20 protein-coding genes and 2 tRNA genes are annotated in these 25,280 nt (G+C 43.2%); 19 read left to right on the forward strand and 3 right to left on the reverse strand.

What is annotated here, in order from left to right:
• Nucleotides 1-15: 15 nt before the first annotated feature.
• The 9 genes from ribF to C9J47_RS19140 all read left to right on the forward strand — a co-directional run bounded on the left by ribF (nt 16) and on the right by C9J47_RS19140 (nt 13,173).
• Nucleotides 16-987: a bifunctional riboflavin kinase/FAD synthetase gene (gene ribF, locus C9J47_RS19100; protein ID WP_107254919.1), complete on the forward strand. Its 972-nt coding sequence runs from the start codon at nt 16-18 to the stop codon at nt 985-987.
• The gene (ileS, locus tag C9J47_RS19105; RefSeq protein ID WP_107254920.1) at nt 984-3,848 is read left to right on the forward strand and encodes an isoleucine--tRNA ligase; all 2,865 of its coding nucleotides are present in this window, start codon (nt 984-986) and stop codon (nt 3,846-3,848) included. The genes ribF and ileS overlap by 4 nt, the downstream gene beginning before the upstream one ends.
• The gene (gene lspA / locus C9J47_RS19110) at nt 3,848-4,372 is read left to right on the forward strand and encodes a signal peptidase II (RefSeq protein ID WP_107254921.1); all 525 of its coding nucleotides are present in this window, start codon (nt 3,848-3,850) and stop codon (nt 4,370-4,372) included. The genes ileS and lspA overlap by 1 nt, the downstream gene beginning before the upstream one ends.
• Nucleotides 4,373-4,544: 172 nt before the next feature.
• The gene (gene fkpB / locus C9J47_RS19115) at nt 4,545-4,979 is read left to right on the forward strand and encodes an FKBP-type peptidyl-prolyl cis-trans isomerase (protein WP_107254922.1); all 435 of its coding nucleotides are present in this window, start codon (nt 4,545-4,547) and stop codon (nt 4,977-4,979) included.
• 12 nt (nt 4,980-4,991) lie between these two features.
• Nucleotides 4,992-5,933, forward strand: a complete 942-nt coding sequence (ispH, locus tag C9J47_RS19120) for a 4-hydroxy-3-methylbut-2-enyl diphosphate reductase (RefSeq protein ID WP_107254923.1) — start codon at nt 4,992-4,994, stop codon at nt 5,931-5,933.
• Between the two features lie 123 nt (nt 5,934-6,056).
• Nucleotides 6,057-6,866, forward strand: a complete 810-nt coding sequence (gene dapB / locus C9J47_RS19125) for a 4-hydroxy-tetrahydrodipicolinate reductase (protein WP_107254924.1) — start codon at nt 6,057-6,059, stop codon at nt 6,864-6,866.
• Nucleotides 6,867-7,389: 523 nt separating this feature from the next.
• Entirely contained in the window at nt 7,390-8,544 is a 1,155-nt protein-coding gene (gene carA / locus C9J47_RS19130) for a glutamine-hydrolyzing carbamoyl-phosphate synthase small subunit (protein ID WP_107254925.1), read from the forward strand.
• A gap of 16 nt (nt 8,545-8,560) precedes the next feature.
• Entirely contained in the window at nt 8,561-11,782 is a 3,222-nt protein-coding gene (gene carB / locus C9J47_RS19135) for a carbamoyl-phosphate synthase large subunit (protein WP_107254926.1), read from the forward strand.
• A gap of 542 nt (nt 11,783-12,324) precedes the next feature.
• The gene (locus C9J47_RS19140) at nt 12,325-13,173 is read left to right on the forward strand and encodes a magnesium transporter (protein WP_107254927.1); all 849 of its coding nucleotides are present in this window, start codon (nt 12,325-12,327) and stop codon (nt 13,171-13,173) included.
• Between the two features lie 86 nt (nt 13,174-13,259).
• Here C9J47_RS19140 and dacB read toward each other — a convergent pair whose 3' ends face one another.
• Together dacB and C9J47_RS19150 are read right to left on the reverse strand one after the other, a co-directional pair.
• On the reverse strand, nt 13,260-14,663 hold the full coding sequence (gene dacB, locus C9J47_RS19145; protein WP_107254928.1) for a serine-type D-Ala-D-Ala carboxypeptidase: 1,404 nt from the start codon (nt 14,661-14,663) through the stop codon (nt 13,260-13,262).
• 125 nt (nt 14,664-14,788) lie between these two features.
• Nucleotides 14,789-15,796, reverse strand: a complete 1,008-nt coding sequence (locus C9J47_RS19150; RefSeq protein WP_107254929.1) for a porin — start codon at nt 15,794-15,796, stop codon at nt 14,789-14,791.
• A 485-nt stretch (nt 15,797-16,281) separates the two neighbouring features.
• Between C9J47_RS19150 and greA the strand changes: the two genes are divergently transcribed.
• Nucleotides 16,282-16,755, forward strand: coding sequence for a transcription elongation factor GreA (gene greA / locus C9J47_RS19155; RefSeq protein ID WP_006230682.1), 474 nt, complete (start codon nt 16,282-16,284; stop codon nt 16,753-16,755).
• 138 nt (nt 16,756-16,893) lie between these two features.
• Here greA and yhbY read toward each other — a convergent pair whose 3' ends face one another.
• Complete coding sequence (gene yhbY / locus C9J47_RS19160; protein ID WP_107254930.1) at nt 16,894-17,190, reverse strand: ribosome assembly RNA-binding protein YhbY; 297 nt, start codon at nt 17,188-17,190, stop codon at nt 16,894-16,896.
• 138 nt (nt 17,191-17,328) lie between these two features.
• On the opposite strand from yhbY, the gene rlmE reads away from it, so the two are divergent.
• The 9 genes from rlmE to nusA all read left to right on the forward strand — a co-directional run bounded on the left by rlmE (nt 17,329) and on the right by nusA (nt 25,279).
• Nucleotides 17,329-17,958 (forward strand): 23S rRNA (uridine(2552)-2'-O)-methyltransferase RlmE, encoded by a 630-nt coding sequence (rlmE, locus tag C9J47_RS19165; protein ID WP_107254931.1) that lies wholly within the window; start codon nt 17,329-17,331, stop codon nt 17,956-17,958.
• Between the two features lie 40 nt (nt 17,959-17,998).
• Nucleotides 17,999-19,999 carry an ATP-dependent zinc metalloprotease FtsH gene (gene ftsH / locus C9J47_RS19170; RefSeq protein ID WP_211321771.1) on the forward strand — a complete coding sequence of 667 codons (2,001 nt, stop codon included), beginning with the start codon at nt 17,999-18,001 and terminating at the stop codon, nt 19,997-19,999.
• Nucleotides 20,000-20,073: 74 nt separating this feature from the next.
• On the forward strand, nt 20,074-20,904 hold the full coding sequence (gene folP, locus C9J47_RS19175) for a dihydropteroate synthase (protein WP_107254933.1): 831 nt from the start codon (nt 20,074-20,076) through the stop codon (nt 20,902-20,904).
• A gap of 98 nt (nt 20,905-21,002) precedes the next feature.
• Nucleotides 21,003-22,340 (forward strand): phosphoglucosamine mutase, encoded by a 1,338-nt coding sequence (gene glmM / locus C9J47_RS19180; RefSeq protein ID WP_107254934.1) that lies wholly within the window; start codon nt 21,003-21,005, stop codon nt 22,338-22,340.
• A gap of 228 nt (nt 22,341-22,568) precedes the next feature.
• Nucleotides 22,569-22,904 carry a preprotein translocase subunit SecG gene (gene secG / locus C9J47_RS19185; protein ID WP_107254935.1) on the forward strand — a complete coding sequence of 112 codons (336 nt, stop codon included), beginning with the start codon at nt 22,569-22,571 and terminating at the stop codon, nt 22,902-22,904.
• Nucleotides 22,905-22,915: 11 nt separating this feature from the next.
• A tRNA-Leu gene (locus C9J47_RS19190) sits at nt 22,916-23,000 on the forward strand.
• A 58-nt stretch (nt 23,001-23,058) separates the two neighbouring features.
• Nucleotides 23,059-23,135: transfer RNA gene (locus C9J47_RS19195), tRNA-Met, on the forward strand.
• A 178-nt stretch (nt 23,136-23,313) separates the two neighbouring features.
• Entirely contained in the window at nt 23,314-23,769 is a 456-nt protein-coding gene (gene rimP, locus C9J47_RS19200; protein ID WP_006230689.1) for a ribosome maturation factor RimP, read from the forward strand.
• A gap of 22 nt (nt 23,770-23,791) precedes the next feature.
• Nucleotides 23,792-25,279, forward strand: coding sequence for a transcription termination factor NusA (gene nusA, locus C9J47_RS19205; protein ID WP_107254936.1), 1,488 nt, complete (start codon nt 23,792-23,794; stop codon nt 25,277-25,279).
• Nucleotide 25,280: the final 1 nt, after the last annotated feature.

The following is a 25,280-nucleotide window of genomic DNA, read 5'->3' on the forward strand; positions in this document are numbered from 1 at the left end:
TAATAAAAGCGACGCATGGAATTAATTCGAGGCATACATAACATTAAACCAAGGCATCACGATTGCGTGTTGACGATTGGTAATTTTGATGGTGTTCATTTAGGGCATCAGGCGGTATTACGCCAAGTGATTACAAAAGCGCAATCATTAGGCTTACCGGCAACGGTGATGACTTTTGAGCCCCAGCCGCTTGAATTATTTGCGGCAGATAATGCCCCAGCTCGTTTAACTCGCTTTCGTGATAAGTACACACAACTGAAAAAAACGGGCGTCGAACGTTTGCTCTGCGTCAACTTTAATGCTCAGTTTGCCAATATGTCGGCAGAAGATTTTGTTCGTCGCTTGTTGGTAGAGCAATTGGGTGTTAAATTTCTGGTAGTGGGTGATGACTTTCGTTTTGGTAAAGGTCGACGCGGAAATTTTGAAATGCTTGAAGCTGCCGGACAAGAGTTCGGTTTTGTCGTTGTAAGTACTCAAAGTTTTTGTATGTTAGAACAGCGCGTCAGTAGTACCGCTATTCGCCATGCGTTAGTGAATGATCAATTACCGTTGGCGGCCTCAATGTTAGGCCGTTCATATAGTATCAGTGGGCGAGTATCCCATGGCCGAAAACTTGGTCGAACAATTGGTTTTCCAACAGCGAATGTCCCTTTAAAACGCCGAGTATCACCCGTGTCTGGTGTGTATGCGGTTGAGGTGTTCGGTGTTGATGGCGCACCTTTACTGGGTGTTGCCAATGTTGGTCATCGACCAACAGTCAATGGTGTACGTCAGCAATTAGAAGTTCACCTCTTTGATTTTCAATCGGATTTATACGGTTGTCAGATAGAGGTAGTGCTACACCATAAGTTACGTAATGAAATAAAATTCGAATCATTCGATGCGCTAAAAGCACAAATCGAGCGTGATGCTCAAACGGCACGGGTGTGGCTGTCTGAGCGTAATAATGTCCAACTTCGCCCAAGTAACGGAATCGAGAATCAATGAGTGACTATAAAGATACCCTGAACTTACCTGAAACAGGGTTTCCGATGCGAGGCAACCTGGCACAACGTGAGCCAGTAATGCTAAAACGTTGGGATGATGAAGATCTTTACGGTGAAATCCGTAAAGCTAAGAAGGGAAAAAAATCCTTCATATTGCACGATGGCCCTCCTTACGCCAACGGTGATATTCACATTGGTCACGCGCTAAATAAAATTCTTAAAGACATTATTATTAAGTCAAAGACACTTTCTGGCTTTGATGCCCCTTACATTCCCGGTTGGGATTGCCACGGTCTACCTATCGAATTGATGGTAGAAAAAAAGTGGGGCAAGCCAGGACGTAAACTAACAGCAGCTGAATTCCGCCAAAAATGCCGTGAATACGCAGCGGGTCAAGTTGAAGGTCAAAAAGAAAGTTTCATTCGCCTAGGTGTACTAGGTCAGTGGGATAAGCCTTACCGCACAATGGACTTTGCAACAGAAGCGAACATTATTCGTTCTTTGGGCAAAGTTGCAGAAAACGATCACCTATTGAAAGGTTTTAAGCCTGTTCACTGGTGTACTGATTGTGGTTCTGCATTGGCTGAAGCTGAAGTTGAATACCAAGATAAAGTATCACCTTCTATCGACGTTAAATTTAAAGCCGTTGATGAAGCGGGTGTTGTCGCTAAATTTAACTGTGCAGAAGGTCACGAAGGTCAAGGTGATGTGTCTGTCGTTATCTGGACAACCACACCTTGGACAATGCCAGCTAACCGTGCTGTTGCTGTTCGTGATGATCTTGAATATGTAATGGTTCAAGTTGAAGCTGATGCTGCAAATGATAAAGCGGCATACCGTTTAATCGTTGCTGCTGAGCTAGCAAAAGATGTAATGGATCGTGCGGGTATCGAACATTTCCATAATCTTGGCTTCTGTAAAGGTGCAGATTTGGAGCTAATGCGCTTCAATCACCCATTCTACAGCTTTGATGTGCCAATCGTTCTTGGTGATCACGTTACGACTGAATCAGGTACTGGTTGTGTACACACAGCCCCTGGTCATGGTCAAGAAGACTTCGTTGTTGGTCAAAAGTACGGCCTTGAAATCGCGAACCCAGTGGGAAGTAACGGCGTTTACTTACCTGATACAGAGCTGTTTGCTGGTCAACACGTATTTAAAGCTAACGATGTTGTTGTTGAAACATTAAAAGAGCACGGTGCGTTATTACACCATCATGCTTATGAGCACAGCTACCCACATTGCTGGCGCCACAAAACACCTATTATCTTCCGTGCGACGCCGCAGTGGTTCATTTCAATGGACAAAGCAGGCCTTCGCACTAAAGCATTAGGTGAAATCAAGAGCGTTCAGTGGTTACCTGAGTGGGGTCAAAGCCGTATCGAAGGTATGGTTGAAGGTCGCCCTGAATGGTGTATCTCTCGTCAACGTACTTGGGGTGTACCTATTGCCCTGTTCGTTCATAAAGAAACACAAGAGCTTCACCCTGATACGCGCGCACTGATTGAAAAAGTAGCACAGCTTGTCGAGCAGAAAGGTATTCAAGCATGGTGGGATCTCGATCCTGCAGAGTTAATGGGCGAAGCTGATGCGGCTAATTACGAGAAAGTACTCGATACACTAGACGTATGGTTCGATTCTGGTGTTACGCACTTCTCTGTTGTAGATAGCCGTGAAGAATATAACGGCAACTCTGCTGATCTATACCTAGAAGGTTCAGATCAACACCGTGGTTGGTTCCAATCTTCATTGATTTCATCGGTAGCAATGAAAGGTAAAGCACCTTACAACCAAGTATTGACACACGGTTTCGTGGTTGATGGCCAAGGTCGTAAGATGTCTAAATCTGTTGGTAACGTTGTTGCACCAAAAGATGTAACGAATAAGCTGGGTGCTGATATCTTGCGCCTATGGGTTGCGTCAACGGATTACACTGGTGAAGTTGCGGTTTCTGATGAAATCTTAAAGCGTTCTGCTGATGCGTACCGTCGTATTCGTAACACTGCTCGTTTCTTCTTAGCTAACCTAAATGGCTTCAATCCAGAAACAGATTTAGTTGCACCAGAAGATATGGTGGCATTGGATCGTTGGGCTGTTGGTCGTGCAATGGAAGCACAAGAAGAAATCATTAAAGCGTATGACGAATACAACCTACACGGTGTAACGCAGCGTTTGATGCAATTCTGTTCTGTTGAGATGGGTTCTTTCTACTTAGATGTAATCAAAGACCGTCAGTACACTGCGAAGCAAGGTGGCCACGCACAACGTAGCTGTCAAACTGCGCTTTACTACATTGTTGAAGCATTGGTTCGCTGGATGGCACCGATTATGTCGTTCACTGCTGATGAAATCTGGAACGAAATGCCAGCTTCTCAAGGTAATGATGAGCAGCGTGATAAGTTCGTCTTTACTGGCGAATGGTTCGAAGGTTTATTTGGTCTTGCAGACGACGAAGTACTGAATGATGAATTCTGGGCTGAAATTCAACAAGTTCGTGGTGCGGTAAACAAACTGCTTGAACTTGCGCGTAAAGACAAAGTGATTGGTGGTTCTTTGCAAGCAGAAATTACTTTGCATGCAAATGAAGCATTAGCAGCAAAACTGAATACGCTTGAAGATGAACTACGTTTTGTATTGTTAACTTCGAAAGCGGCTGTTGCTATCGCAGACAGCATGCCTGCAGGTGCGCAAGAGACTGACGTTGAAGGTCTATTCGTGACCGTTAACGCATCTGAAGCGGCGAAGTGTGATCGTTGTTGGCACCATGTTGCTGATGTTGGCACTATCGAAGGTCACGAAGAGGTATGTGGTCGTTGTGTGACTAACATTAGCGGTGAAGGCGAAGAGCGTAAGTTTGCCTAATGACACAGCAATCGTCTAAGCAAGGGCTAACGCTTAAACAATCTGGAATTCGCTGGCTATTGCTAGCGGTTCTGGTGTTCATCATTGATATTGGCAGTAAATTCTTGGTTATGAATACCATGGATTACGGTTGGCCCAACCGTATTGAAATTCTGCCATTTTTTAATTTGCTTTATGTACATAACTACGGTGCTGCATTTAGTTTTTTAAATGATGCTGGTGGTTGGCAGCGTTGGCTATTTGCTGCGATTGCATTAGGTGTGTCTGGTTTGCTCGCTTTTTGGATGCGTCGTACGCCACTCCAAAATAGATTGGCAAATGGTGCTTATGCATTGATCATTGGTGGTGCTCTCGGTAATTTGTTTGACCGTTTGTATCATGGTTTTGTGGTTGATTTTCTTGATTTTTATGCAGGAACGTATCATTGGCCGGCATTCAATATTGCAGATACCGCTATTTGTATCGGTGCTGCACTAATCATTATTGAAGGCTTTATGGCTGATAAGAAAGAAACGGCCAGTTAACCACTGAAAATCAGAGTTATGTAATAACCTTAAGCGCTGTCCGTTGATACGGACGGCGCTTTGTTGTAAAAAGGGGCGAGCATTTAGAGCATCGTACCCAAAAAGACAAAAACAAAATACGCATGTTTCTTGAATGCTCTATAAATTTACCTCTTTCTACTAGGATGTTTACATGTCGGTAATAATGGAAAAAAGTGAGGTGCTAATGCACTTCGCCATTAAATTAGAAGATGGTTCTGTAGCTGACTCAACGCAAGCGATGGGCAAGCCCGCCAAGTTTCGTATGGGTGATGGTAGCCTGACAGAAAATTTTGAAAAATGTTTACTGGGTCTATCTACTGGTGAGAAAAGTCAGTTTGAGCTAGAACCTGCAGATGCATTTGGCTTATCTAACCCTGATAATATTCATCATGTAGACTTAAGTAAGTTCAGTGCAGATACACCTGCAGAAGTTGGGACGATTATCGGTTTTGCCGGTCCCGACGGACATGATATACCCGGAATTATAACCAGTGTCGTTGGTGATTCAGTTACCGTCGACTTTAATCACCCTCTTGCTGGGCAGCGTGTTACTTTTGAAGTAGAAGTTGTCGAAATCCAAGATTAAGAGCTGTTTGAAATGAAAATCTTATTAGCAAACCCACGCGGTTTTTGTGCCGGTGTCGACCGTGCGATTAGCATTGTAGAACGTGCGTTAGAAATGTATCAACCGCCGATTTACGTACGCCATGAAGTTGTTCACAATCGTTTCGTTGTTGAAGGACTAAAACAGCGTGGTGCTATTTTTGTCGAAGAACTCAGCGAAGTACCTGATGACAATATTGTGATTTTCTCAGCTCATGGTGTTTCTCAAGCGGTAAGAAATGAAGCGAAAGAGCGTCAATTAACGGTTTTTGATGCAACTTGCCCATTGGTAACGAAAGTTCATATGGAAGTCGCACGTGCAAGTCGCCGCGGTATGGAAGTGGTACTTATTGGTCACGCTGGTCACCCAGAAGTGGAAGGCACAATGGGGCAGTATGCGAGCGAAGCGGGTGGCATGTACTTGGTCGAAAAGCCTGACGATGTTGAAAAGCTTCAAGTGAAAGATCCAAGTAACCTGCATTACGTAAGCCAAACTACGCTGTCAGTTGATGAAACGGCAGGTGTGATCGATAAATTACGTCTGGTTTTCCCTGAGATTCAAGGTCCACGTAAAGATGACATTTGTTATGCCACTCAAAATCGCCAAGATGCAGTGCGTGAAATGGCTGAAAGTGTTGATGTTATGATAGTGGTGGGTTCAAAGAACTCATCAAACTCTAACCGTTTACGTGAATTATCAGAAAAACTCGGTACGCCGGGCTTTTTAACTGATTGCCCTGAAGATGTTCAACCAGTTTGGTTTGAAGGTAAAACCAAAGTCGGTGTGACGGCAGGGGCATCAGCACCAGAAGATCTTGTTAATCAGATTATTGTTCGTATTCAGGCACTGATTGGTGGTGATGTTGAAGAGCTGAGTGGACGAGAAGAAAATATGTTCTTTGAAGTACCGCGAGAGCTGCAAGTAAAGAATATCTAAATTTTCTTACACTAATTAAGAGCCCTGACGAAAGTCGGGGCTTTTTTGTATATAGATTTCATGGTCTCAACACGTTACATTGAAATGATTGATGACATCATTTATCCAGGGAGAATAAACGCAATGGTTAGAATTGCGATTGCAGGTGCGGCAGGGCGTATGGGCCGTCAGTTATTGAAAGCAACGGTAAACTCTGAAAAAGCAGCATTAGGTGTTGCGACTGAACGTTCTGAATCAACGCTCATTGGGGTCGATGCGGGTGAGTTGGCTGGTATTGGTAATGTAAGCATTGCGATTGTAGATGATCTTGCGAAGGCAGCTAACGATTTTGATGTGTTGATTGATTTCACTGCACCCGTGGCGACATTGGCGAATATTGAGCTGTGTAAGCAATATGGTAAGAAAATTGTTATTGGAACAACGGGTTTTTCAGAGGAAGAACGCGCGCTTATCGATTTAGCAGCCAAAGACATCGCGATTGTGATGGCGCCTAACTACAGTGTGGGCGTTAATCTCGTCTTCAAGTTGTTAGAAAAAGCGGCGAAAGTCATGGGTGATTATACCGATATCGAGATTATCGAAGCACACCATCGCCATAAGGTAGATGCACCATCAGGAACTGCCATTGGTATGGGTGAAGCGATTGCGGGTGCAATGGGCAATAAGTTGAGTGATGTTGCTGTATATGCTCGTGAAGGTATTACAGGTGAACGCACACGCGATGAAATTGGCTTTGCAACCATTCGTGCTGGCGATATTGTGGGTGAGCATACCGCTATGTTTGCTGATATTGGTGAGCGAGTTGAAATTACGCACAAAGCCACCGATCGTATGACCTTTGCAAATGGGGCGGTACGTGCTGCGGTATGGCTTGCAGATAATCAATCGGGCTTTTATACCATGCAAGATGTACTTGGGCTTGATGACCTTTAAGCGTTAGCCTGAAACTTGCATTATTCCCTAAAGGCATTTCGTGAATGTTTATGCATCATGTTTATTTTGGTGCATAAACAGTGATTTTTATACCCACTTCCCTCTCGCCTCATTTTGTTATTAACAATTGCTTACTTTTGTGTGAATAGTTTCGCTTTATGGGCGTAATTCACATAAACCCTCCGTTAGTAAGGCTAAACTCGTAATAGCTGATCGTTTGCTTCGCATGTTAATTGTTTTATGATTTATCTTTGGTTGCGCAAACGATAAAGTGTGACTTGCTCATAAAATAAGCCCTGAATTTCATCGTAAATCTTACGGTTTCTATCGTTTGGCTGCGTTTTCTCTCTAAAGTCGATATATTTTACACTTATTTTGGATTGATTCTTGACAGTTTGAGCAGTGATCCATAGAATGCGCGGAATTTGTCAAAATTCAGTTTGACTTGGGTTTCGACTTTGTATGGAATGGGTAGTTGCAAGTTTATCTGTTTTAATTGCATTTTTATTTTTTGGAGGTTGTCTTGAGCAAATCTGCGCTGTTAGTCCTTGAAGATGGGACTGTGTTCCGTGGTATATCCATTGGGGCAGATGGTTCGGCCATTGGTGAAGTTGTTTTTAACACCTCGATGACGGGGTATCAGGAAATTCTCACTGACCCTTCTTATTCCCAACAGATTGTAACGCTTACCTATCCCCATATTGGCAACACCGGAACCAATTCCGAAGACGAAGAATCTACTTCAATCCATGCGCAAGGCTTGGTAATTCGTGATCTACCTCTCCTCGCTTCAAACTTCCGTAATGAACTTTCCCTTTCTGATTACCTTAAATCACAAAACATTGTCGGTATTGCCGAGATTGATACGCGAAAGCTAACGCGTATTCTTCGTGAGAAAGGCGCTCAGAATGGCTGCATTATGGCGGGTGATAACCTTGATGAAGCATTGGCATTAGAAAAAGCAAAAGAATTCCCGGGCTTGAAAGGGATGGATCTTGCGAAAGTGGTAACAACGGCTGAAACATACCAGTGGAAGCAAGGTTCATGGACATTGCTTGATGGTTTGCCTGAGGCAAAAGATGACAGTGAACTGCCATACCATGTTGTTGCTTATGATTTCGGTGCTAAGCGTAATATCTTACGAATGTTAGTTGACCGTGGTTGTCGCTTAACGGTTGTGCCTGCTCAAACGTCGGCAGAAGACGTTCTTGCGATGAACCCAGACGGCGTATTCTTGTCGAATGGCCCTGGTGACCCTGAACCATGTATGTATGCGATTGAAGCGACGAAAACATTCCTTGATAAAGGTTTGCCGATTTTTGGTATCTGCCTTGGTCACCAAATCCTTGCTCTGGCAAGTGGTGCGAAGACAGTAAAGATGAAGTTTGGTCACCACGGTGCTAACCACCCGGTAAAAGATATCGACCGTGATGTGGTAATGATCACTAGCCAGAACCACGGTTTTGCTGCTGACGAAGCAACATTGCCAGATACGCTACGTGCAACGCACAAATCACTGTTCGATGGTTCTCTTCAAGGTATCCACCGTACAGATAAGCCAGCATTCAGCTTCCAGGGACACCCTGAAGCGAGCCCTGGCCCAACAGATGCAGCACCATTGTTTGACCACTTTATCGAGTTAATTAAGCTTTCTGTTAATGAAGCACGCAGCGCCTAAGCCGGAGTAGTAAGAAATGCCAAAACGTACTGACATAAAAAGTGTTCTGATTATAGGTGCTGGTCCGATTGTTATCGGTCAGGCATGTGAGTTTGACTATTCAGGTGCACAAGCTTGTAAAGCGCTGCGTGAAGAAGGTTACCGAGTTATTTTGGTTAACTCGAACCCTGCAACTATTATGACTGACCCAGACATGGCTGATGCAACCTACATCGAGCCAATTCACTGGGAAGTTGTACGTAACATCATAGCTAAAGAACGCCCTGATGCTTTACTGCCGACAATGGGTGGCCAGACTGCACTTAACTGTGCACTAGAACTTGAAAAGCAGGGTGTACTAAAAGAATTCAATGTTGAAATGATTGGTGCTACAGCTGATGCAATTGATAAAGCTGAAGACCGTTCTCGTTTCGACAAAGCAATGAAATCTATTGGATTAGAGTGTCCTAATGCCGATACAGCGAAGACGATGGAAGAGGCTTACAAAGTTCTCGATATGGTTGGCTTCCCTTGTATCATTCGTCCATCGTTTACGATGGGGGGGACTGGCGGTGGTATTGCTTATAACAAAGAAGAATTTGAAGAAATCTGTACTCGCGGTTTAGATCTTTCACCGACTAACGAATTGCTTATCGATGAATCGTTAATTGGTTGGAAAGAATACGAGATGGAAGTTGTTCGTGACAAAAACGACAACTGTATCATCGTATGTGCGATTGAAAACTTTGATGCGATGGGTGTTCACACCGGTGACTCAATCACTGTTGCCCCAGCACAAACACTAACAGATAAAGAATATCAGTTGATGCGTAATGCATCGCTAGCAGTGTTACGTGAAATCGGTGTTGAAACGGGCGGCTCAAACGTACAGTTTGGCATCAACCCGAAAGATGGCCGTATGGTTATCATCGAAATGAACCCACGTGTATCGCGTTCATCAGCGCTTGCTTCTAAAGCGACAGGTTTCCCAATTGCAAAAATTGCGGCGAAACTGGCGATAGGTTACACGCTTGATGAGTTAATGAACGACATCACGGGCGGTGCGACACCAGCATCATTTGAACCGACTATTGATTATGTTGTAACGAAGATCCCTCGTTTTAACTTTGAAAAGTTTGCCGGTGCTAATGACCGTCTAACAACACAGATGAAATCTGTGGGTGAAGTGATGGCAATTGGTCGTAATCAGCAGGAATCATTACAGAAAGCATTGCGTGGCTTAGAAGTTGGCGCAACAGGCTTTGATGAAATGGTTGACCTAGACGAACCAAATGCAATGAGCAAGATTCGTCATGAGCTGAAAGAGCCTGGCGCAGAGCGTATTTGGTACATTGCTGATGCATTCCGTTCAGGTATGTCGGTTGATGGCGTGTTCAACTTAACGAATGTTGACCGTTGGTTCTTGGTACAAATTGAAGACATCGTTAAAGATGAGCAAAAAGTTAAAGATAACGGTTTTGCGGGTCTAAATGCTGTTGAACTACGTAAGCTAAAGCGTAAAGGTTTCTCTGATGAGCGTTTAGCTAAATTGCTAGGTGTTGCACAGAGTGAAATCCGTAAATTACGTGACCAGTATGACATTCACCCAGTTTACAAGCGCGTTGATACTTGCGCGGCTGAATTCTCTTCTGATACGGCTTACATGTATTCATCATACGATGAAGAGTGTGAGGCACAGCCAACAAATAAAGATAAGATCATGATTCTGGGCGGTGGCCCTAACCGTATCGGTCAAGGTATTGAATTCGATTACTGTTGTGTTCATGCATCATTAGCATTACGTGAAGATGGCTATGAAACCATCATGGTTAACTGTAACCCTGAAACGGTTTCAACGGATTACGACACATCAGATCGTTTGTACTTTGAACCAGTAACATTAGAAGATGTGTTAGCCATTGTACGTGTTGAAAAGCCAAAAGGCGTTATTGTTCAATACGGTGGTCAAACGCCACTTAAACTGGCTCGTGAACTTGAAGCTGCTGGTGTGCCGATTATTGGTACTAGCCCAGATGCTATCGACCGTGCAGAAGACCGTGAGCGCTTCCAGCAAGCGGTTGACCGTTTAGGTCTGTTACAGCCAGAGAATGCCACGGTTACAACAATGGAACAGGCAATTGAGAAATCACGCATTATTGGTTTCCCATTAGTTGTTCGTCCATCGTATGTATTGGGTGGTCGTGCGATGGAAATCGTTTATGACGAGCAAGATCTTCGCCGTTACTTCAATGAAGCGGTAAGTGTTTCTAATGAATCTCCGGTATTGCTTGACCGTTTCCTTGATGATGCAGTTGAAGTCGATGTGGATGCTATTTGTGATGGCGAGCAAGTTGTTATCGGCGGCATCATGGAACACATTGAACAAGCGGGTGTTCACTCGGGTGACTCAGCATGTTCACTGCCTGCTTACACGCTAAGTAAAGAAATCCAAGATGTAATGCGTGAGCAAGTGAAAAATCTAGCATTTGAGCTAGGTGTTCGTGGCTTGATGAATACCCAGTTCGCAGTGAAAGATAACGAAGTTTACTTAATTGAAGTTAACCCTCGTGCTGCACGTACTGTCCCATTTGTTTCGAAAGCAACAGGTGCACCGCTAGCGAAAATTGCTGCACGTGTAATGGCTGGTCAGTCTCTTGAATCTCAAGGTTTCACTAAAGAGATTATTCCGCCTTATTACTCGGTGAAAGAAGTGGTTCTGCCATTCAACAAGTTCCCAGGTGTTGACCCACTGTTAGGCCCTGAAATGCGCTCAACGGGCGAGGTTATGGGGTTTGGTGATACATTCGCAGAAGCATTTGCTAAAGCAGAGCTTGGTTGTGGTAAAGAGTACGAAGATGGTGGTCGCGCACTATTATCGGTACGTAATAATGACAAGCAACGTGTTGTCGATTTAGCGTCTAAGCTTGTGAAGCTTGGCTACCAGTTAGATGCAACACACGGTACAGCTGTGATTCTAGGTGAAGCGGGTATTAACCCACGCTTAGTGAACAAGGTACACGAAGGTCGTCCTCATATTCTTGACCGTATCAAAAATAATGAATACTCCTACATTGTGAATACGGCAGAAGGTCGTCAAGCGATTGAAGACTCTAAAGTACTTCGCCGTGGCGCGTTAGCTGAAAAGGTGAATTACACCACTACGCTAAATGCTGCATTTGCAACGTGTATGGCTCACACTGCCGATGACCGTGGTCACGTTACATCTTTGCAAGAGCTTCACGCTCGTATTAAGGCATAATCACTACCATTAAGGTGCAATCTTAACGGTATATTGCTTATATTTTAAAACCCACCTTTTGGTGGGTTTTTTTATATTCGTAAATGAGGCTGGTAGGCGTGGTCTACATCACAATTTGTATCATTTTTAACTCACATAGAGCTTGAACTCAAAATTGAATTGCGTACAATTATCGACGTCGCAACAAGCGGCAAATTTTGGAGATTTCAATGAACGATACCGACCATCCTCCGAGTATGAAGGTGGAAAATCAAACCCTTTAATGGTGTCGGTCTCCTATGTTTCCGATCCTGCCTGGGTTCGGAATAGCTTGTCCTCATTTGTATATTTTTATTTATACCCAATCTGACAATATTTCCTCGATTTTCTTCCTTTATTCTCAATGTTAAATTATGTCAATAAGTCGTGAATGACAGGCATTTTGCTGTTGTTTGTAGCGCTATTTTTTAGTGTTACAGCAAAGAGTAAAAAGCACGTTTACCTTGTATCGTGGCAAAATTTTGATGGTCGTTACTGTAACTATGCCAATCGGGAGATTCGCCATGGCGGTAATGAACTATGCAGCAGATGCTGTAACGGAAAACTATGGTCAGAATGATATTCTGGCTGCACGAAATGCATTTTTAAAATACACCTTTGATGAACAAGCGAAATTATTGGTTGTGATGCCAATGACAGAGGCCACTGGTGTGCTCCATGAGTGCCCACTACGTCATGTCCAAAACCTACTTGATCGCTTAGATGAACTGGGTGAAGAAGTACGTATGCGTCACTTAGCGAGTGGGCTGGGTTTATTGTGCTCTGAAGCTGAGCCTGCTGGCCATTATCTGAAAAATAGTGTGATGAGCCATGTACGTGAACGTATTGGCTGGATTGTGGGGTTGGCTTTACTTGGTATTGTTTCCGGTTTAATTATTTCTCATTATGAAGATACATTAAGCCAGTTAGTATTACTCGCTATCTATATGCCCGTTATTGCGGCTGCTGGTGGTAATACAGGCTCGCAAGCAGCAACCTTGGTGGTAAGGGCGCTCGCGATGGAAGAGATACGGTGTAAAGACTGGCTACTCGTATTGTGGAAAGAATTTCGCGTATCAATCATCATGGCTAGCGTATTAGCCGCGGTGATTATGGGGCGTGTGATGATGTTCAGCGGTAGTACCTTGTTGCCTGTAGGTATGAATTTAGAAGATATCGCAATGGCAATTGGTATGGCAATCTCGCTTCAGGTTGTATTATCAACGAGTGTTGGTGGTGTACTGCCAATGGTGGCACGGGCATGCCGATTAGATCCTGCGGTATTGGTAAGCCCAGTATTGGCCTCTGTGGTCGATATCACCGGTATGATGATTTACTTTACCACCGTCAATTGGATGCTTGGGTTGTCGTAGTATTACGCTAAAAACATAACGAAAGCCCTAACGTATTCGATGCGTTAGGGCTTTGTTTTTTTAACCGCCGGTTTATCTCAATTTTCTTAATATTGGTTGTAAATACTTAGATATAAGGCCTTTTCAAATTCAGTGATAGGTGGCGTGGTGGGCTTATCATTCACATTGTCGGGTAGAAAATAGTTATTTACCAATTGGACAAACAATAGTGCTTTACCTGATTGGGTCTTAATCACTCCTGCTAGATTGTAACTGCCATATAACGATCCACTTTTGGCGACTATATTGCCTTTCAGTGGCGCTTGGCGAAGACTTTGTCGGTAAAGTAACGTGCCACTTTCTCCTGATACTGGCATGTTTTTCAGTAAACCCAGAGAAGGGTTGTTATAGAGGTGAGTGATCACTTGCATCAGTGAGCTTGCTTTTATGCGGTTATTACGCGATAAGCCTGAACCATCGACCATAACAGTATCGGTTAAGTCGATATTGGCGTGCTTCTGTAAAATGGCTTTGATTGCTGCCACGCCATTGTTGAATGTGCCTGCTTGTTTAAAGTATTCTCGACCTAATGTTTTGGTTAAGTTATCAGCGATTAAGTTGTCTGATTTCTTCAGCATTACATCGATCAGTTCCGCCAGCGGTGCCGATTGATGACGTGCAATGCGTTTACCTTTTATATTGTCATTACGTAGAATTTTACCTTCTAGCTGGATCCCCGTACGTTTTAATTCCTGCTGAATCACTGCAGCGGTATAGGCTTCGGTATTTTGCACGGCAAAGTTTAACGGCAGTGGTTTCTTACTTTGTGGTAAACAGCCACTTAGTTGATAGTTGTTACTCGGATTTGCAACTAATTCTAATTCGCAGTGTTGCTGCTTTTGTTGTTCTTTTGTCACTATAAGCGCATTAGATACCGCGTTAATCGGTTGGTGGCTGGGAACATTAATACGCGTTTGCTGACCGATAGCTTTATTACTGTATAAAGCGCCTTGTACACAGTTGTGTTCAAGTGTAATGCTGCTTGATGGCGCACTGTAGCAAACGCCTAAAATATCCCATGGCCAGCCAGCTGCGCGCTCATAACCAGAGAATGCATTGCCGTTTAGGTATAGGTTACCTTTAATTGTTGAAAGGTTATTCTTTTTGAGTACTTTTAACAGCGAGGCGAGCTCAGTACGAGATAGTGTTGGATCGCCATTAAAGCGAAGAATCACATCGTTAGTACTCACTTCAAGATCGGTATTAAAGCGGTAGTTGTCATCGAGATAGAGCTTAGCGGCAAGCGCTGTGATCACTTTCTGTGTGCTGGCTGGGGCTTGTAATTGCTCTGTTCGCTGAGAATAAAATACCTGATTGGTTGCAGGGTCAAGGATCATTAACGCTAAATCGTGCCCGTTAGGCAATTTATTGATGGCGGCTTGGGGGTTGAAGGCCGCTAGTGAAGGCAGACTCATAACGAGCAGCGACAGTGATAAGATTTTTTTAAACATGAGTATGCACAATTATCTGAAAACAGTAGTGCTAATCATATAGTAGATAAACATAAAAAAACGCAGATCTTACGATCTGCGTTTTTTAAAAGTATCAGCGTTAAGTTTAACTAATCCAAGCGGGATTAGAAGTCGTAACGTGCACCAAGAACGAACTCATCTGAAGCTTGTGCTTTAGTAATTGAGCTATTAGCATCAAGTAGGTTGAACTTGTAAGATGCGTAAGTACGGAAGTTCTTGTTGAAGTAGTAAGTACCGTCAATAGCGATTGAATCTTTAAGGTCAGATGCATCGCCTGACGCGTTAGAATCTTCTAGGAAGTTGTAAGTAGTAATGAATACTGCTTTACCGTATGTGTAAGCTGCTGCGAATTCGTAACCAGTAGACTCATCGATTAGCTTGTCGTTAACTACAGTGTTACGTGAATCTTGGTAAAGACCAGAGAAGTAGAAATCGCTGATGGTGTAAGAGATAGCACCGAATGCTTGCTTACCAGTTTTGTCTTGACCGTCTTGACCGTCTTGCTCGCCGTAGCCAGCACCAAAGCCTAGACCCATGTCCATAGCGTACATTGCTGCAGCAGAGTAACCTTCGTTCTCGTCGCTACCGCCAAATACGTAGTTAGCTTTAACTGTTAGGTTGTCGCCATTGATGTCGAAAGAACCTACGTAGCTAAGGTTGTTGTCTGTACGGTCAGCTGCAGCAAGTTTGTTACCTGCTTCGTTACCGTGGTAAGCCATGATATCTGTAAAGTCAGTGATCATACCTAGAGAACCGTCAGCTTTACCGTATACTAGCTGACCGTATTGGCTGCCAACACCAGCGTATGCGTAACGTGTTTCGTCTTTCTTGCTGTCAGCACTGCTGAATTCTTTTTCGAAGAAACCAACACCGTAGAAATCTTCAGTGATGTCTGTTTTACCTGCAACGTTAATACGTACGCGGCTCTTGTCCGACACTTCGCTGTTTGTTTTAGTCTTGTCTGTATTTTCTACGTCAGCTAGTACTGCACGCGCTTCAAAACGACCGCCAACTGCTAGGCTAGATGTTTCGTCTGAGTAAACTTCTGCCGCTGTTGCTACAGAAGAGATAGATGCTGCTGCTACTGCTAGAGCAATCAGTTTCTTGTTCATTGCCGAATCCTTTTTAAAATTATTTTATTTATGTACATTTAAGTTCTAAATGCATGGCGTTCTTTTTACTGATCTATTTTGGTTTTTGTTAGTAAAAAAAACTGAAAAATACTACATGGGGATAATTTGATAGCTATATTTGTATTTATCCTTTTATTTATCAGTGTCTTATTTAATTGTAAAAAAGTTCGATGCTGTCGTGTTGATTTAGTTGTATTTAGAGTTTTGTTGATATCTTTTCGGATGTTTAAATCGTTACTGTTGGTTAAATTGTGAGGTTTAACACATCTTTATGCTGTTTGATTGTGTTACAGGCTGACTTTTGTAAGAGTTCAATAATAATGATTTTCGAAGGTGATCTCTTTGTCATCTTTGTTTAAAATGACAGTAACCCTTTAAACCCTGCTGGTTCAGCCAATGCTGGTCTGGCTTTTTTTCCCCTAAGAGTGACGAGCGTCTTGGGGTGTACTGAGGTAGTGAAATTTATGGAAAAGGTTCCAATGACTGTGCGTGGTGAACAGACTCTACGTGAAGAGCTGGAGGTACTGTTAAAGCGTCGTCCTATTATTTCTAAGGCGATTGGTGAAGCTCGTGAATTGGGTGACTTAAAAGAAAATGCTGAGTATCACGCTGCGCGTGAAGAACAAGGTATTTGCGAAGCACAAATTCGAGATATCGAATATAAGCTCTCTGTATCTCAGGTTATTGATGTCACGAAAATGGAAAATACCGGTAAAGTGATTTTCGGTACGACTGTTAAGCTTATTGATATAAATACTGATGATGAAGTGATGTATTGTATCGTTGGTGATGACGAAGCAGATATTAAGAAAAATCTGATCTCTGTAAATTCTCCGATTGCACGTGGATTAATCGGTAAGCTTGAAGGTGATGAAGTCTCTATCTTTACCCCTGGCGGCGTAAAAGAATTTGAAATTGAACAAGTTCAATACATTTAACCGATAGTGGCTCAAGCGGTTAAAAGTGGTAATTATATTTAACTGTTAGTAAATGTTACATTTGAACGGTTATTTAAAGCTGAGATGTTACAATTTCAAAATGAGTAGATGTAAAAAAGGCCGCATTGGCGGCCTTTTTTATTTGCGAGGAAGTTCGATTTTTCGTTCTTCCGTTGGGCGGTAAAGAACAAGTGTTTTACCTATTACTTGAACTTTGTCTGCTTTCGTTTCGCGAATGATTGCATCAACAATCAATATTTTGGTTTCGCGGTCTTCAGTAGCAACCTTGATTTTGATTAACTCATGGTGATTAAGCGCAATTTCGATTTCAGCGATTACTGCTTCAGTTAAACCGTTTGATCCCATAAGAACAACAGGTTTTAGATTATGAGCAAGGCCTTTTAGGTGTTGCTTCTGTTTGGTGCTTAGATTCATGATGACTCTATTTTGTGAATTAGGGTTGAAAACACGACATTCTAACGCCATCTAGACTAGAAGACTAATTTGTTTAGTATACGCAGAACATTTTCAACGCAGTATACTGGATAAATACATCAACTCATTAGGTTTAGTATGAGTAGAAAAAAACAATCGGCCAGCTCTGGTCGTTGGTTAAAAGAACATTTTGATGATAAATACGTCCAAGAGGCACAAAAAAGGGGTTATCGCTCTCGTGCCATCTTCAAGATTGAAGAGATTCAAAATAAAGATAAATTATTAAAACCTGGCATGACAGTGGTTGACCTTGGTGCTGCACCTGGCGGTTGGTCACAGTACGCCGCTGAAGTGGTTGGTGATGAAGGACAAGTTATCGCATGCGATATTTTGTCGATGGATTCATTACCGGGCGTCAGCTTCTTGCAAGGGGATTTTCGCGAAGAGGCGGTGTTAAGTGCATTGTTAGAACGCATTCAACCAGACATGGTTGATGTTGTCCTTTCAGACATGGCACCAAATATGAGCGGTAACCTTGCTTCAGACCAACCTAGAGCAATGTATCTTGTTGAACTAGCATTAGATATGTGCCGACAAGTTCTTGCTCCGAATGGCAGCTTCGCTGTTAAAGTTTTCCAAGGTGAAGGCTTTGATCAATATTTAGCTGAAATTCGTAACATGTTCAAAGTAGTAAAAATAAGGAAACCGGATTCTTCTCGAGATCGCTCTCGTGAGGTCTATATTGTGGCTACAGGTTACAAACTGTAGTACTCTACATTCATCTTTAAGTTATTGCGGGGCTAACACCTTGAGTGACATGGCAAAAAACTTGATTTTGTGGTTGGTTATCGCTGTGGTTCTGATGTCTGTCTTTCAGAGCTTCGGTCCTAGTGATAGCGCTGGCCGTCAAGTCGATTATACGACGTTTGTCCGTGAAATCGGTCAGGATCAGATAAGGGAAGCACGATTCAACGAGCGTGAAATCACCGTATTTAAGCGTGACAATACGCGATACGTCACTTATCTGCCTGTTTTTAACGATCAGAAACTACTAGACGATCTTATCAACGCTAATGTGAAAGTGTTGGGTACTCCACCTGAAGAGCCAAGCTTACTTGCTTCAATCTTCATCTCGTGGTTCCCAATGTTACTCCTTATTGGTGTTTGGGTTTTCTTCATGCGTCAGATGCAAGGCGGCGGCGGTGGCAAAGGTGCCATGTCGTTCGGCAAATCTAAAGCACGTATGATGAGTGAAGACCAAATCAAAACAACGTTTGCAGATGTTGCAGGTTGTGATGAAGCAAAAGAAGACGTTAAAGAGCTGGTTGATTATCTACGCGATCCAAGCCGTTTCCAAAAGCTAGGTGGTAAAATTCCAACAGGCATTTTGTTGGTTGGTCCTCCTGGTACGGGTAAAACGCTGTTGGCAAAAGCAATCGCCGGTGAAGCGAAAGTACCGTTCTTCACTATTTCTGGTTCTGACTTTGTTGAAATGTTTGTTGGTGTAGGTGCATCTCGTGTACGTGACATGTTCGAACAAGCAAAAAAAGCAGCACCTTGTATTATTTTTATCGATGAAATTGATGCAGTAGGTCGTCAACGTGGTGCTGGTGTTGGTGGTGGTCACGATGAACGTGAACAGACATTGAACCAAATGCTTGTTGAGATGGATGGTTTTGAAGGCAATGAAGGTGTCATTGTTATTGCTGCGACAAACCGCCCCGATGTATTGGATCCAGCATTACTTCGACCTGGTCGTTTCGACCGTCAGGTTGTGGTTGGCTTACCAGATGTACGTGGTCGTGAACAGATTCTTAAAGTTCACATGCGTAAAGTACCGCTTGAAGGAGATGTCGTACCATCTTTGATTGCTCGTGGTACACCTGGTTTCTCTGGTGCTGATTTGGCAAACCTTGTGAACGAAGCTGCATTGTTTGCTGCTCGCGGTAACAAGCGTGTTGTTTCAATGGTTGAGTTCGAATTGGCGAAAGATAAAATCATGATGGGCGCAGAGCGTAAATCTATGGTTATGTCTGAAGACCAAAAAGAATCAACGGCATATCACGAAGCGGGTCACGCAATTATTGGTCGCTTGGTACCGGATCACGATCCAGTATACAAAGTATCAATTATTCCACGTGGTCGTGCGTTGGGTGTGACGATGTACTTGCCTGAAAAGGATCGTGTTAGTCACTCTCGTGAATTCCTTGAATCTATGCTTTCAAGCCTTTACGGCGGACGTTTAGCTGAAGAGTTGATCTACGGTGCTGATAAAGTGTCTACTGGCGCTTCTAACGATATCGAACGTGCGACTGATATTGCACGTAAGATGGTCACTCAGTGGGGCTTCTCTGAAAAGATGGGTCCAGTGCTTTACGCTGAAGATGAAGGCGAAGTATTCTTAGGTCGTTCGGTTACACAGACTAAGCATATGTCTGATGATACCGCTCGTGCTATTGATACGGAAGTTCGTGCTCTTATCGACCGTAACTATGAACGTGCTCGTGAAATTCTGGCTCAAAATATGGATATCATGCATGCAATGAAAGATGCATTGATGAAGTATGAGACGATTGATGCTGGTCAAATCGATGATTTGATGGAGCGTAAATCAGAAATTCGTGCACCGAAAGGTTGGGGCGATACTGATGATGTAATAAAACCATCAGCAGCTAAATCAGAGCCGGCACCAGAAGCGAAAGCAGAAGCTAAAGTTGAAACTGAAGAAAAACCAGTTGCAACTGACAGTGAAGAGCTAAAGCCGAAAACAGAACAAGCACCAAAAGAAGACGATAAGCCTCAAGCTTAATTGCCTTTCAAATATTAAAGCCCCGAACTTGTGTCGGGGTTTTTTTTATTTAAATTATCATGGAGTAATGATTCGTGATTTTGACAAGCAAAGAAAAAACACTCGATTTGTCTTACCCCCATACTATGGGGATCTTAAATGTTACCCCTGATTCATTTTCTGATGGGGGAAAATTCAATCAATTTGATCATGCGCTGCGGCATGTCGAGGCAATGCTAGAGGCTGGCACCAGTATTCTCGATATCGGTGGTGAATCGACTCGTCCTGGTGCTGCAGATGTTTCAGAAGAGCAAGAGCTTGAACGTGTTGTGCCTATTATTGAGGCAATTCGACAGCGCTTTGATTGTTGGGTATCAATAGACACGAGTAAAGCGCTTGTGATGACGGAAGCGGTTACTGCTGGTGCTGATTTGATCAATGATGTGCGCGCATTACGTGAAGAGGGAGCATTAGAGGCAGCGGCAAAAGCCAATGTTCCTATTTGTTTAATGCATATGCAAGGTCAGCCGCGTACAATGCAGGCTCAACCACATTATGGCGATTTAATTACTGATGTAAGTGAATTTCTTGCCGAACGTATTGCTGCATGTGAAAAAGTGGGTATTGCCCGCGAACAATTATTATTAGATCCAGGGTACGGTTTTGGTAAAACCTTGGAGCATAATTATCACTTGCTGGCACATTTAGATAAATTTCATCAATTTGGACTCCCTCTTTTAGTGGGGATGTCTCGAAAATCAATGATTTCAAAATTATTGAATAAACAGCCAAGTGAGTGCCTTGTCGGTAGCTTAGCATGTGCAACAATTGCAGCAATGAAAGGAGCGCAAATAATGCGCGTTCATGATGCACAAGAAACTGTCGATGTGCTAAAAGTGTGTCGTATGACGCTGGCACAAGAATAGAATTAAGCGTGATTTCAATGTGGATATCGATGTTTTTTTTAAACACCGATATTTTTAGAATCATGTTAAAAAATAAAAGAAATTGCTAGGAGCATATAATGGCGGAACGTAAGTTTTTTGGTACCGATGGTATTCGTGGATTGGTTGGCGAAGGCCCTATTACCCCCGAGTTTGTACTGAAGTTGGGTTGGGCTGCTGGGCGTGTTTTATCTCAGCAAGGCACCAAAAAGGTATTGATTGGTAAAGATACGCGCATTTCTGGCTACATGCTTGAATCTGCATTAGAGGCCGGTCTTGCTGCGGCAGGCCTGCAAGCAGCATTTACCGGGCCTATGCCAACACCTGCTGTTGCATACCTTACGCGTACCTTCCGTGCTGAAGCGGGTATTGTCATTTCAGCATCGCATAACCCGTATTATGATAACGGTATTAAATTCTTTTCATCGGAAGGCACAAAATTACCTGATGCGATTGAATTAGCGATTGAAGCTGAAATGGAAAAACCACTGACTTGCGTTGAATCAGCAATGTTGGGTAAGGCTTACCGTATCAGTGACGCAGCTGGTCGCTACATCGAATTTTGTAAGGGTACTTTCCCTTCTCAGTATGATCTTTCTGATTATAAAATCGTTGTCGATTGTGCTCACGGTGCGACGTACCATATTGCCCCTAATGTATTCAGAGAGCTTGGCGCTAAAGTGATTACCATTGGTTGTGAGCCAAACGGTATAAACATTAATGACCAAGTTGGCGCAACCGATGTACGTGCATTACAAGCTAAAGTACTAGAAGAGAAGGCCGACTTTGGTATTGCCCTCGATGGTGACGGCGATCGGGTGATCATGGTTGATAATGAAGGCAACAAGGTTGATGGTGACCAAATTGCTTATATTGTTGCCCGTGATGCATTACGTCGCGGTGAACTAAAAGGTGGCGTTGTTGGTACATTAATGACTAACCTTGGTATGGAAGTCGCCCTGAAGAATTTAGGAATTCCCTTTGTTCGCTCAAAAGTGGGTGACCGTTATGTGATGGAAGAATTGCAGAAGCATAATTGGTTAATTGGTGCTGAGAATTCAGGTCACGTTATCTTATTAGATAAAATCACGACAGGTGACGGTATTGTTGCTGGCTTGCAAGTGATGGCGTCAATTGTTGGTAGTAAGATGACATTGAAAGAACTTAGCGATGGCATGACAATGTTCCCGCAAGTACTCGAAAATATTCGCTTCAAAGGTGAAGGTAATCCGTTAGAGTCTGATGCTGTTATTGCCGCTCAAAAAGCGGTTGAAGCCAAGTTGGGTGATACTGGCCGTGTTCTATTACGTAAGTCTGGTACTGAACCTTTGATTCGCGTTATGGTTGAAGGTGAAGATGCGGATCTAGTACAGCAATACGCACTTGAAATCGCTCAAGCAGTAAAAGACAACTGTTAAGTGTTGGTCGGTTATCATCAGGTTTTATTTCTAGGTGATATTTAATAGTTCCGTGTTGGTTTTTGTTTAAATGTTGTACAAGTGGCTCGCCTTAATAACTATTTGATGAAATAGTGCTTGTCACATCTACATGCATTCGCTAGTATTCTCCCGCTCCTTAGTGATGGGAGTGCGCTGGCAGTACTACAACAAAAGCCGGCACAGCAAAATTGACAATAGGTGGAACCCATGTACGAAATTCTACTTGTGATTTATCTGTTGGCTGCGCTTGGTGTTATTGGCCTAGTACTGGTTCAACAAGGTAAAGGCGCGGATATGGGAGCTTCATTTGGGGCTGGTGCATCAGGAACTCTGTTTGGCGCTAGCGGCTCTGGAAACTTTTTGACCCGAATGACTACAGTTTGTGCGGCAATTTTCTTCATTATTAGTCTTGTTCTTGGCAACATGAGTGCAAAGCAAGCATCTGAAAAAAGTAGCTGGGAAGATCTGAGTGGTAACGTAAACTCAGAGCAAGTTGTAGAAAAAACTGAGACTGCGCCTCTAAATAGCGACATTCCTCAGTAATAAAAGATTTAGCCGAGATGGTGAAATTGGTAGACACGCTAGCATGAGGTGCTAGTGCCGCAAGGTGTAGGGGTTCAAGTCCCCTTCTCGGCACCATTATACTGGTTACTTGTAATAGTAACATCTGAGCGATATAATACGCTTAGATTTCGGACGCGGGATGGAGCAGTTTGGTAGCTCGTCGGGCTCATAACCCGAAGGTCGTTGGTTCAAATCCAGCTCCCGCAACCACTTTCCCGAAAAGCGACTATCCTATTTAATAGAGATGTTGTTTTTCTATCACAGCTTGCTGTGGTAATCAGGGTCCAGTAATAAAAAACCCCGTATTCGGGGTTTTTTATTATCTGAAATATGATAATTCAGATATTCACTGGGCTTTTGGCCCTTTTTTTGTTTTCAGGGGGTTGTCTTGACAGCTTTAGAGATGCAATTAACCGAACTACTTGAGGCGTCTGTCAATGCTTCAGGTTATGAACTGGTAGGCTTGGAGTTTATTCGCGCAGGCGAACATTCTACATTACGTGTTTTCGTGGATCATGAAAATGGTATTAATGTGGAAGATTGTGCCGAAGCAAGCCGTCAAATCAGTGCAGTTATGGACGTAGAAGATCCTATCACTGTGGCTTATCACCTGGAGGTGTCTTCCCCTGGTCTCGAGAGGCCGCTGTTCAAAGCTGCACATTACCAACAATTTGTTGGTCACGAGGTCAACTTGGTGTTGAAAATGGCGATGAATAATCGTCGTAAGTGGAAAGGTGACATTGTTGCTGTTGAGGGTGAACTTATCACTCTGAAAGTCGATGGTAATGATGAAACATTCGCACTTAGCAATATTTCCAAAGCTAACCTGATTCCAAAATTCTAACCGCTAAGCAGAGGCATTAGAAATGAACAAAGAAATCTTGGCTGTCGTTGAAGCGGTATCCAATGAAAAAGCTGTTCCTCGTGAGCGTATCTTTGAAGCACTTGAGATCGCACTGGCAACAGCTACTAAGAAAAAACACGAAGCAGAAATTGATGTTCGTGTTGCTATCGATCGTAAGACGGGCGAAGTTGTAACATTCCGTCGTTGGATTGCTGTTGACGAAGTCACTCAACCGACATTAGAGATTACGATTGAAGCGGCACAATACGATGATGAAACCATCGAACTTGGTGGATTTGTTGAAGACGAAATCGAATCAGTAACATTCGACCGCATTACAACACAAACTGCTAAGCAAGTAATCGTACAAAAAGTACGTGAAGCTGAACGCGAGCAAATTGTTGAACAGTTTATGGATAACGAAGGTGAGCTAATCACAGGTATCGTTAAAAAAGTAAACCGTGATGCAGTAATTATTGATTTAGGTAATAATGCAGAAGCCGTAATCCAACGTGATGATCAGCTTCCTCGTGAAAACTTCCGTTCAGGTGACCGTGTTCGTGGTCTTTTATACGCAGTGCGTCCTGAAGCGCGTGGTTTCCAATTGTTCATGACACGTTCTAAGTCAGAAATGTTGTTAGAACTATTCCGCATTGAAGTGCCAGAAATCGGTGAAGAGCTGATTGAACTAATGGGCGCAGCTCGCGATCCTGGTTCACGTGCGAAAATTGCAGTGAAAACAAACGACAAACGTATTGACCCAGTTGGTGCGTGTGTTGGTATGCGTGGTGCACGTGTGCAAGCCGTTTCTAGTGAACTTGCTGGTGAGCGTATTGATATCGTTCTTTGGGACGAAAACGCAGCACAGTATGTTATCAACGCAATGGCGCCTGCTGAAGTTGCTTCAATCATTGTTGATGAAGATAACCACACAATGGATATTGCTGTTGAGAAAGATAACCTTGCTCAAGCAATTGGTCGTAGTGGTCAGAATATCCGTTTAGCATCACAGCTTACTGGCTGGGAACTAAATGTAATGACTGTAGAAGATCTACAGAAGAAGCACAAAGAAGAAGCACAAGTATCGATTGATACGTTTACTAAACACCTAGACATTGATGAAGACTTCGCGACGCTATTGGTTCAAGAAGGCTTCACAACACTAGAAGAAATCGCTTACGTTCCTGTTAGCGAGCTTATGGATGTTGAAGGTCTTGATGAAGACGCAATTAATGAGCTACGTAAGCGTGCGAAAGAAGCACTGACTACGCTTGCCCTTGCGCAAGAAGAATCATTTGAAGGTGTAGAGCCTGCAGCTGATCTTCTTGGTCTTGACGGTTTAGAGCGTGAATTGGCGTTTAAGCTAGCTGCGAAAGGTATTTGTACGCTGGAAGATCTTGCTGACCAAGGCACAGATGATTTGCTCGATCTCGAAGAGATGGACGAAGCAAAAGCGGGTGAGCTGATTATGGCTGCGCGTAACATTTGTTGGTTTAGCGACGAAGCGTAAT

This window comes from Photobacterium indicum (assembly GCF_003026215.1).
GTDB lineage: Bacteria > Pseudomonadota > Gammaproteobacteria > Enterobacterales > Vibrionaceae > Photobacterium > Photobacterium indicum.

Bases quoted from the DNA above. Each gene is read 5' to 3' on its own strand.
- glmM (WP_107254934.1), top strand. From the start codon at position 21,003: ATGGCGGAACGTAAGTTTTTTGGTACCGATGGTATTCGTGGATTGGTT.
- C9J47_RS19140 (WP_107254927.1), top strand. From the start codon at position 12,325: ATGGCGGTAATGAACTATGCAGCAGATGCTGTAACGGAAAACTATGGT.
- carB (WP_107254926.1), top strand. From the start codon at position 8,561: ATGCCAAAACGTACTGACATAAAAAGTGTTCTGATTATAGGTGCTGGT.
- greA (WP_006230682.1), top strand. From the start codon at position 16,282: ATGGAAAAGGTTCCAATGACTGTGCGTGGTGAACAGACTCTACGTGAA.
- ileS (WP_107254920.1), top strand. From the start codon at position 984: ATGAGTGACTATAAAGATACCCTGAACTTACCTGAAACAGGGTTTCCG.
- rlmE (WP_107254931.1), top strand. From the start codon at position 17,329: ATGAGTAGAAAAAAACAATCGGCCAGCTCTGGTCGTTGGTTAAAAGAA.
- ribF (WP_107254919.1), top strand. From the start codon at position 16: ATGGAATTAATTCGAGGCATACATAACATTAAACCAAGGCATCACGAT.
- nusA (WP_107254936.1), top strand. From the start codon at position 23,792: ATGAACAAAGAAATCTTGGCTGTCGTTGAAGCGGTATCCAATGAAAAA.
- ispH (WP_107254923.1), top strand. From the start codon at position 4,992: ATGAAAATCTTATTAGCAAACCCACGCGGTTTTTGTGCCGGTGTCGAC.
- lspA (WP_107254921.1), top strand. From the start codon at position 3,848: ATGACACAGCAATCGTCTAAGCAAGGGCTAACGCTTAAACAATCTGGA.
- yhbY (WP_107254930.1), bottom strand. From the start codon at position 17,190: ATGAATCTAAGCACCAAACAGAAGCAACACCTAAAAGGCCTTGCTCAT.
- secG (WP_107254935.1), top strand. From the start codon at position 22,569: ATGTACGAAATTCTACTTGTGATTTATCTGTTGGCTGCGCTTGGTGTT.
- dacB (WP_107254928.1), bottom strand. From the start codon at position 14,663: ATGTTTAAAAAAATCTTATCACTGTCGCTGCTCGTTATGAGTCTGCCT.
- C9J47_RS19150 (WP_107254929.1), bottom strand. From the start codon at position 15,796: ATGAACAAGAAACTGATTGCTCTAGCAGTAGCAGCAGCATCTATCTCT.
- dapB (WP_107254924.1), top strand. From the start codon at position 6,057: ATGGTTAGAATTGCGATTGCAGGTGCGGCAGGGCGTATGGGCCGTCAG.
- fkpB (WP_107254922.1), top strand. From the start codon at position 4,545: ATGTCGGTAATAATGGAAAAAAGTGAGGTGCTAATGCACTTCGCCATT.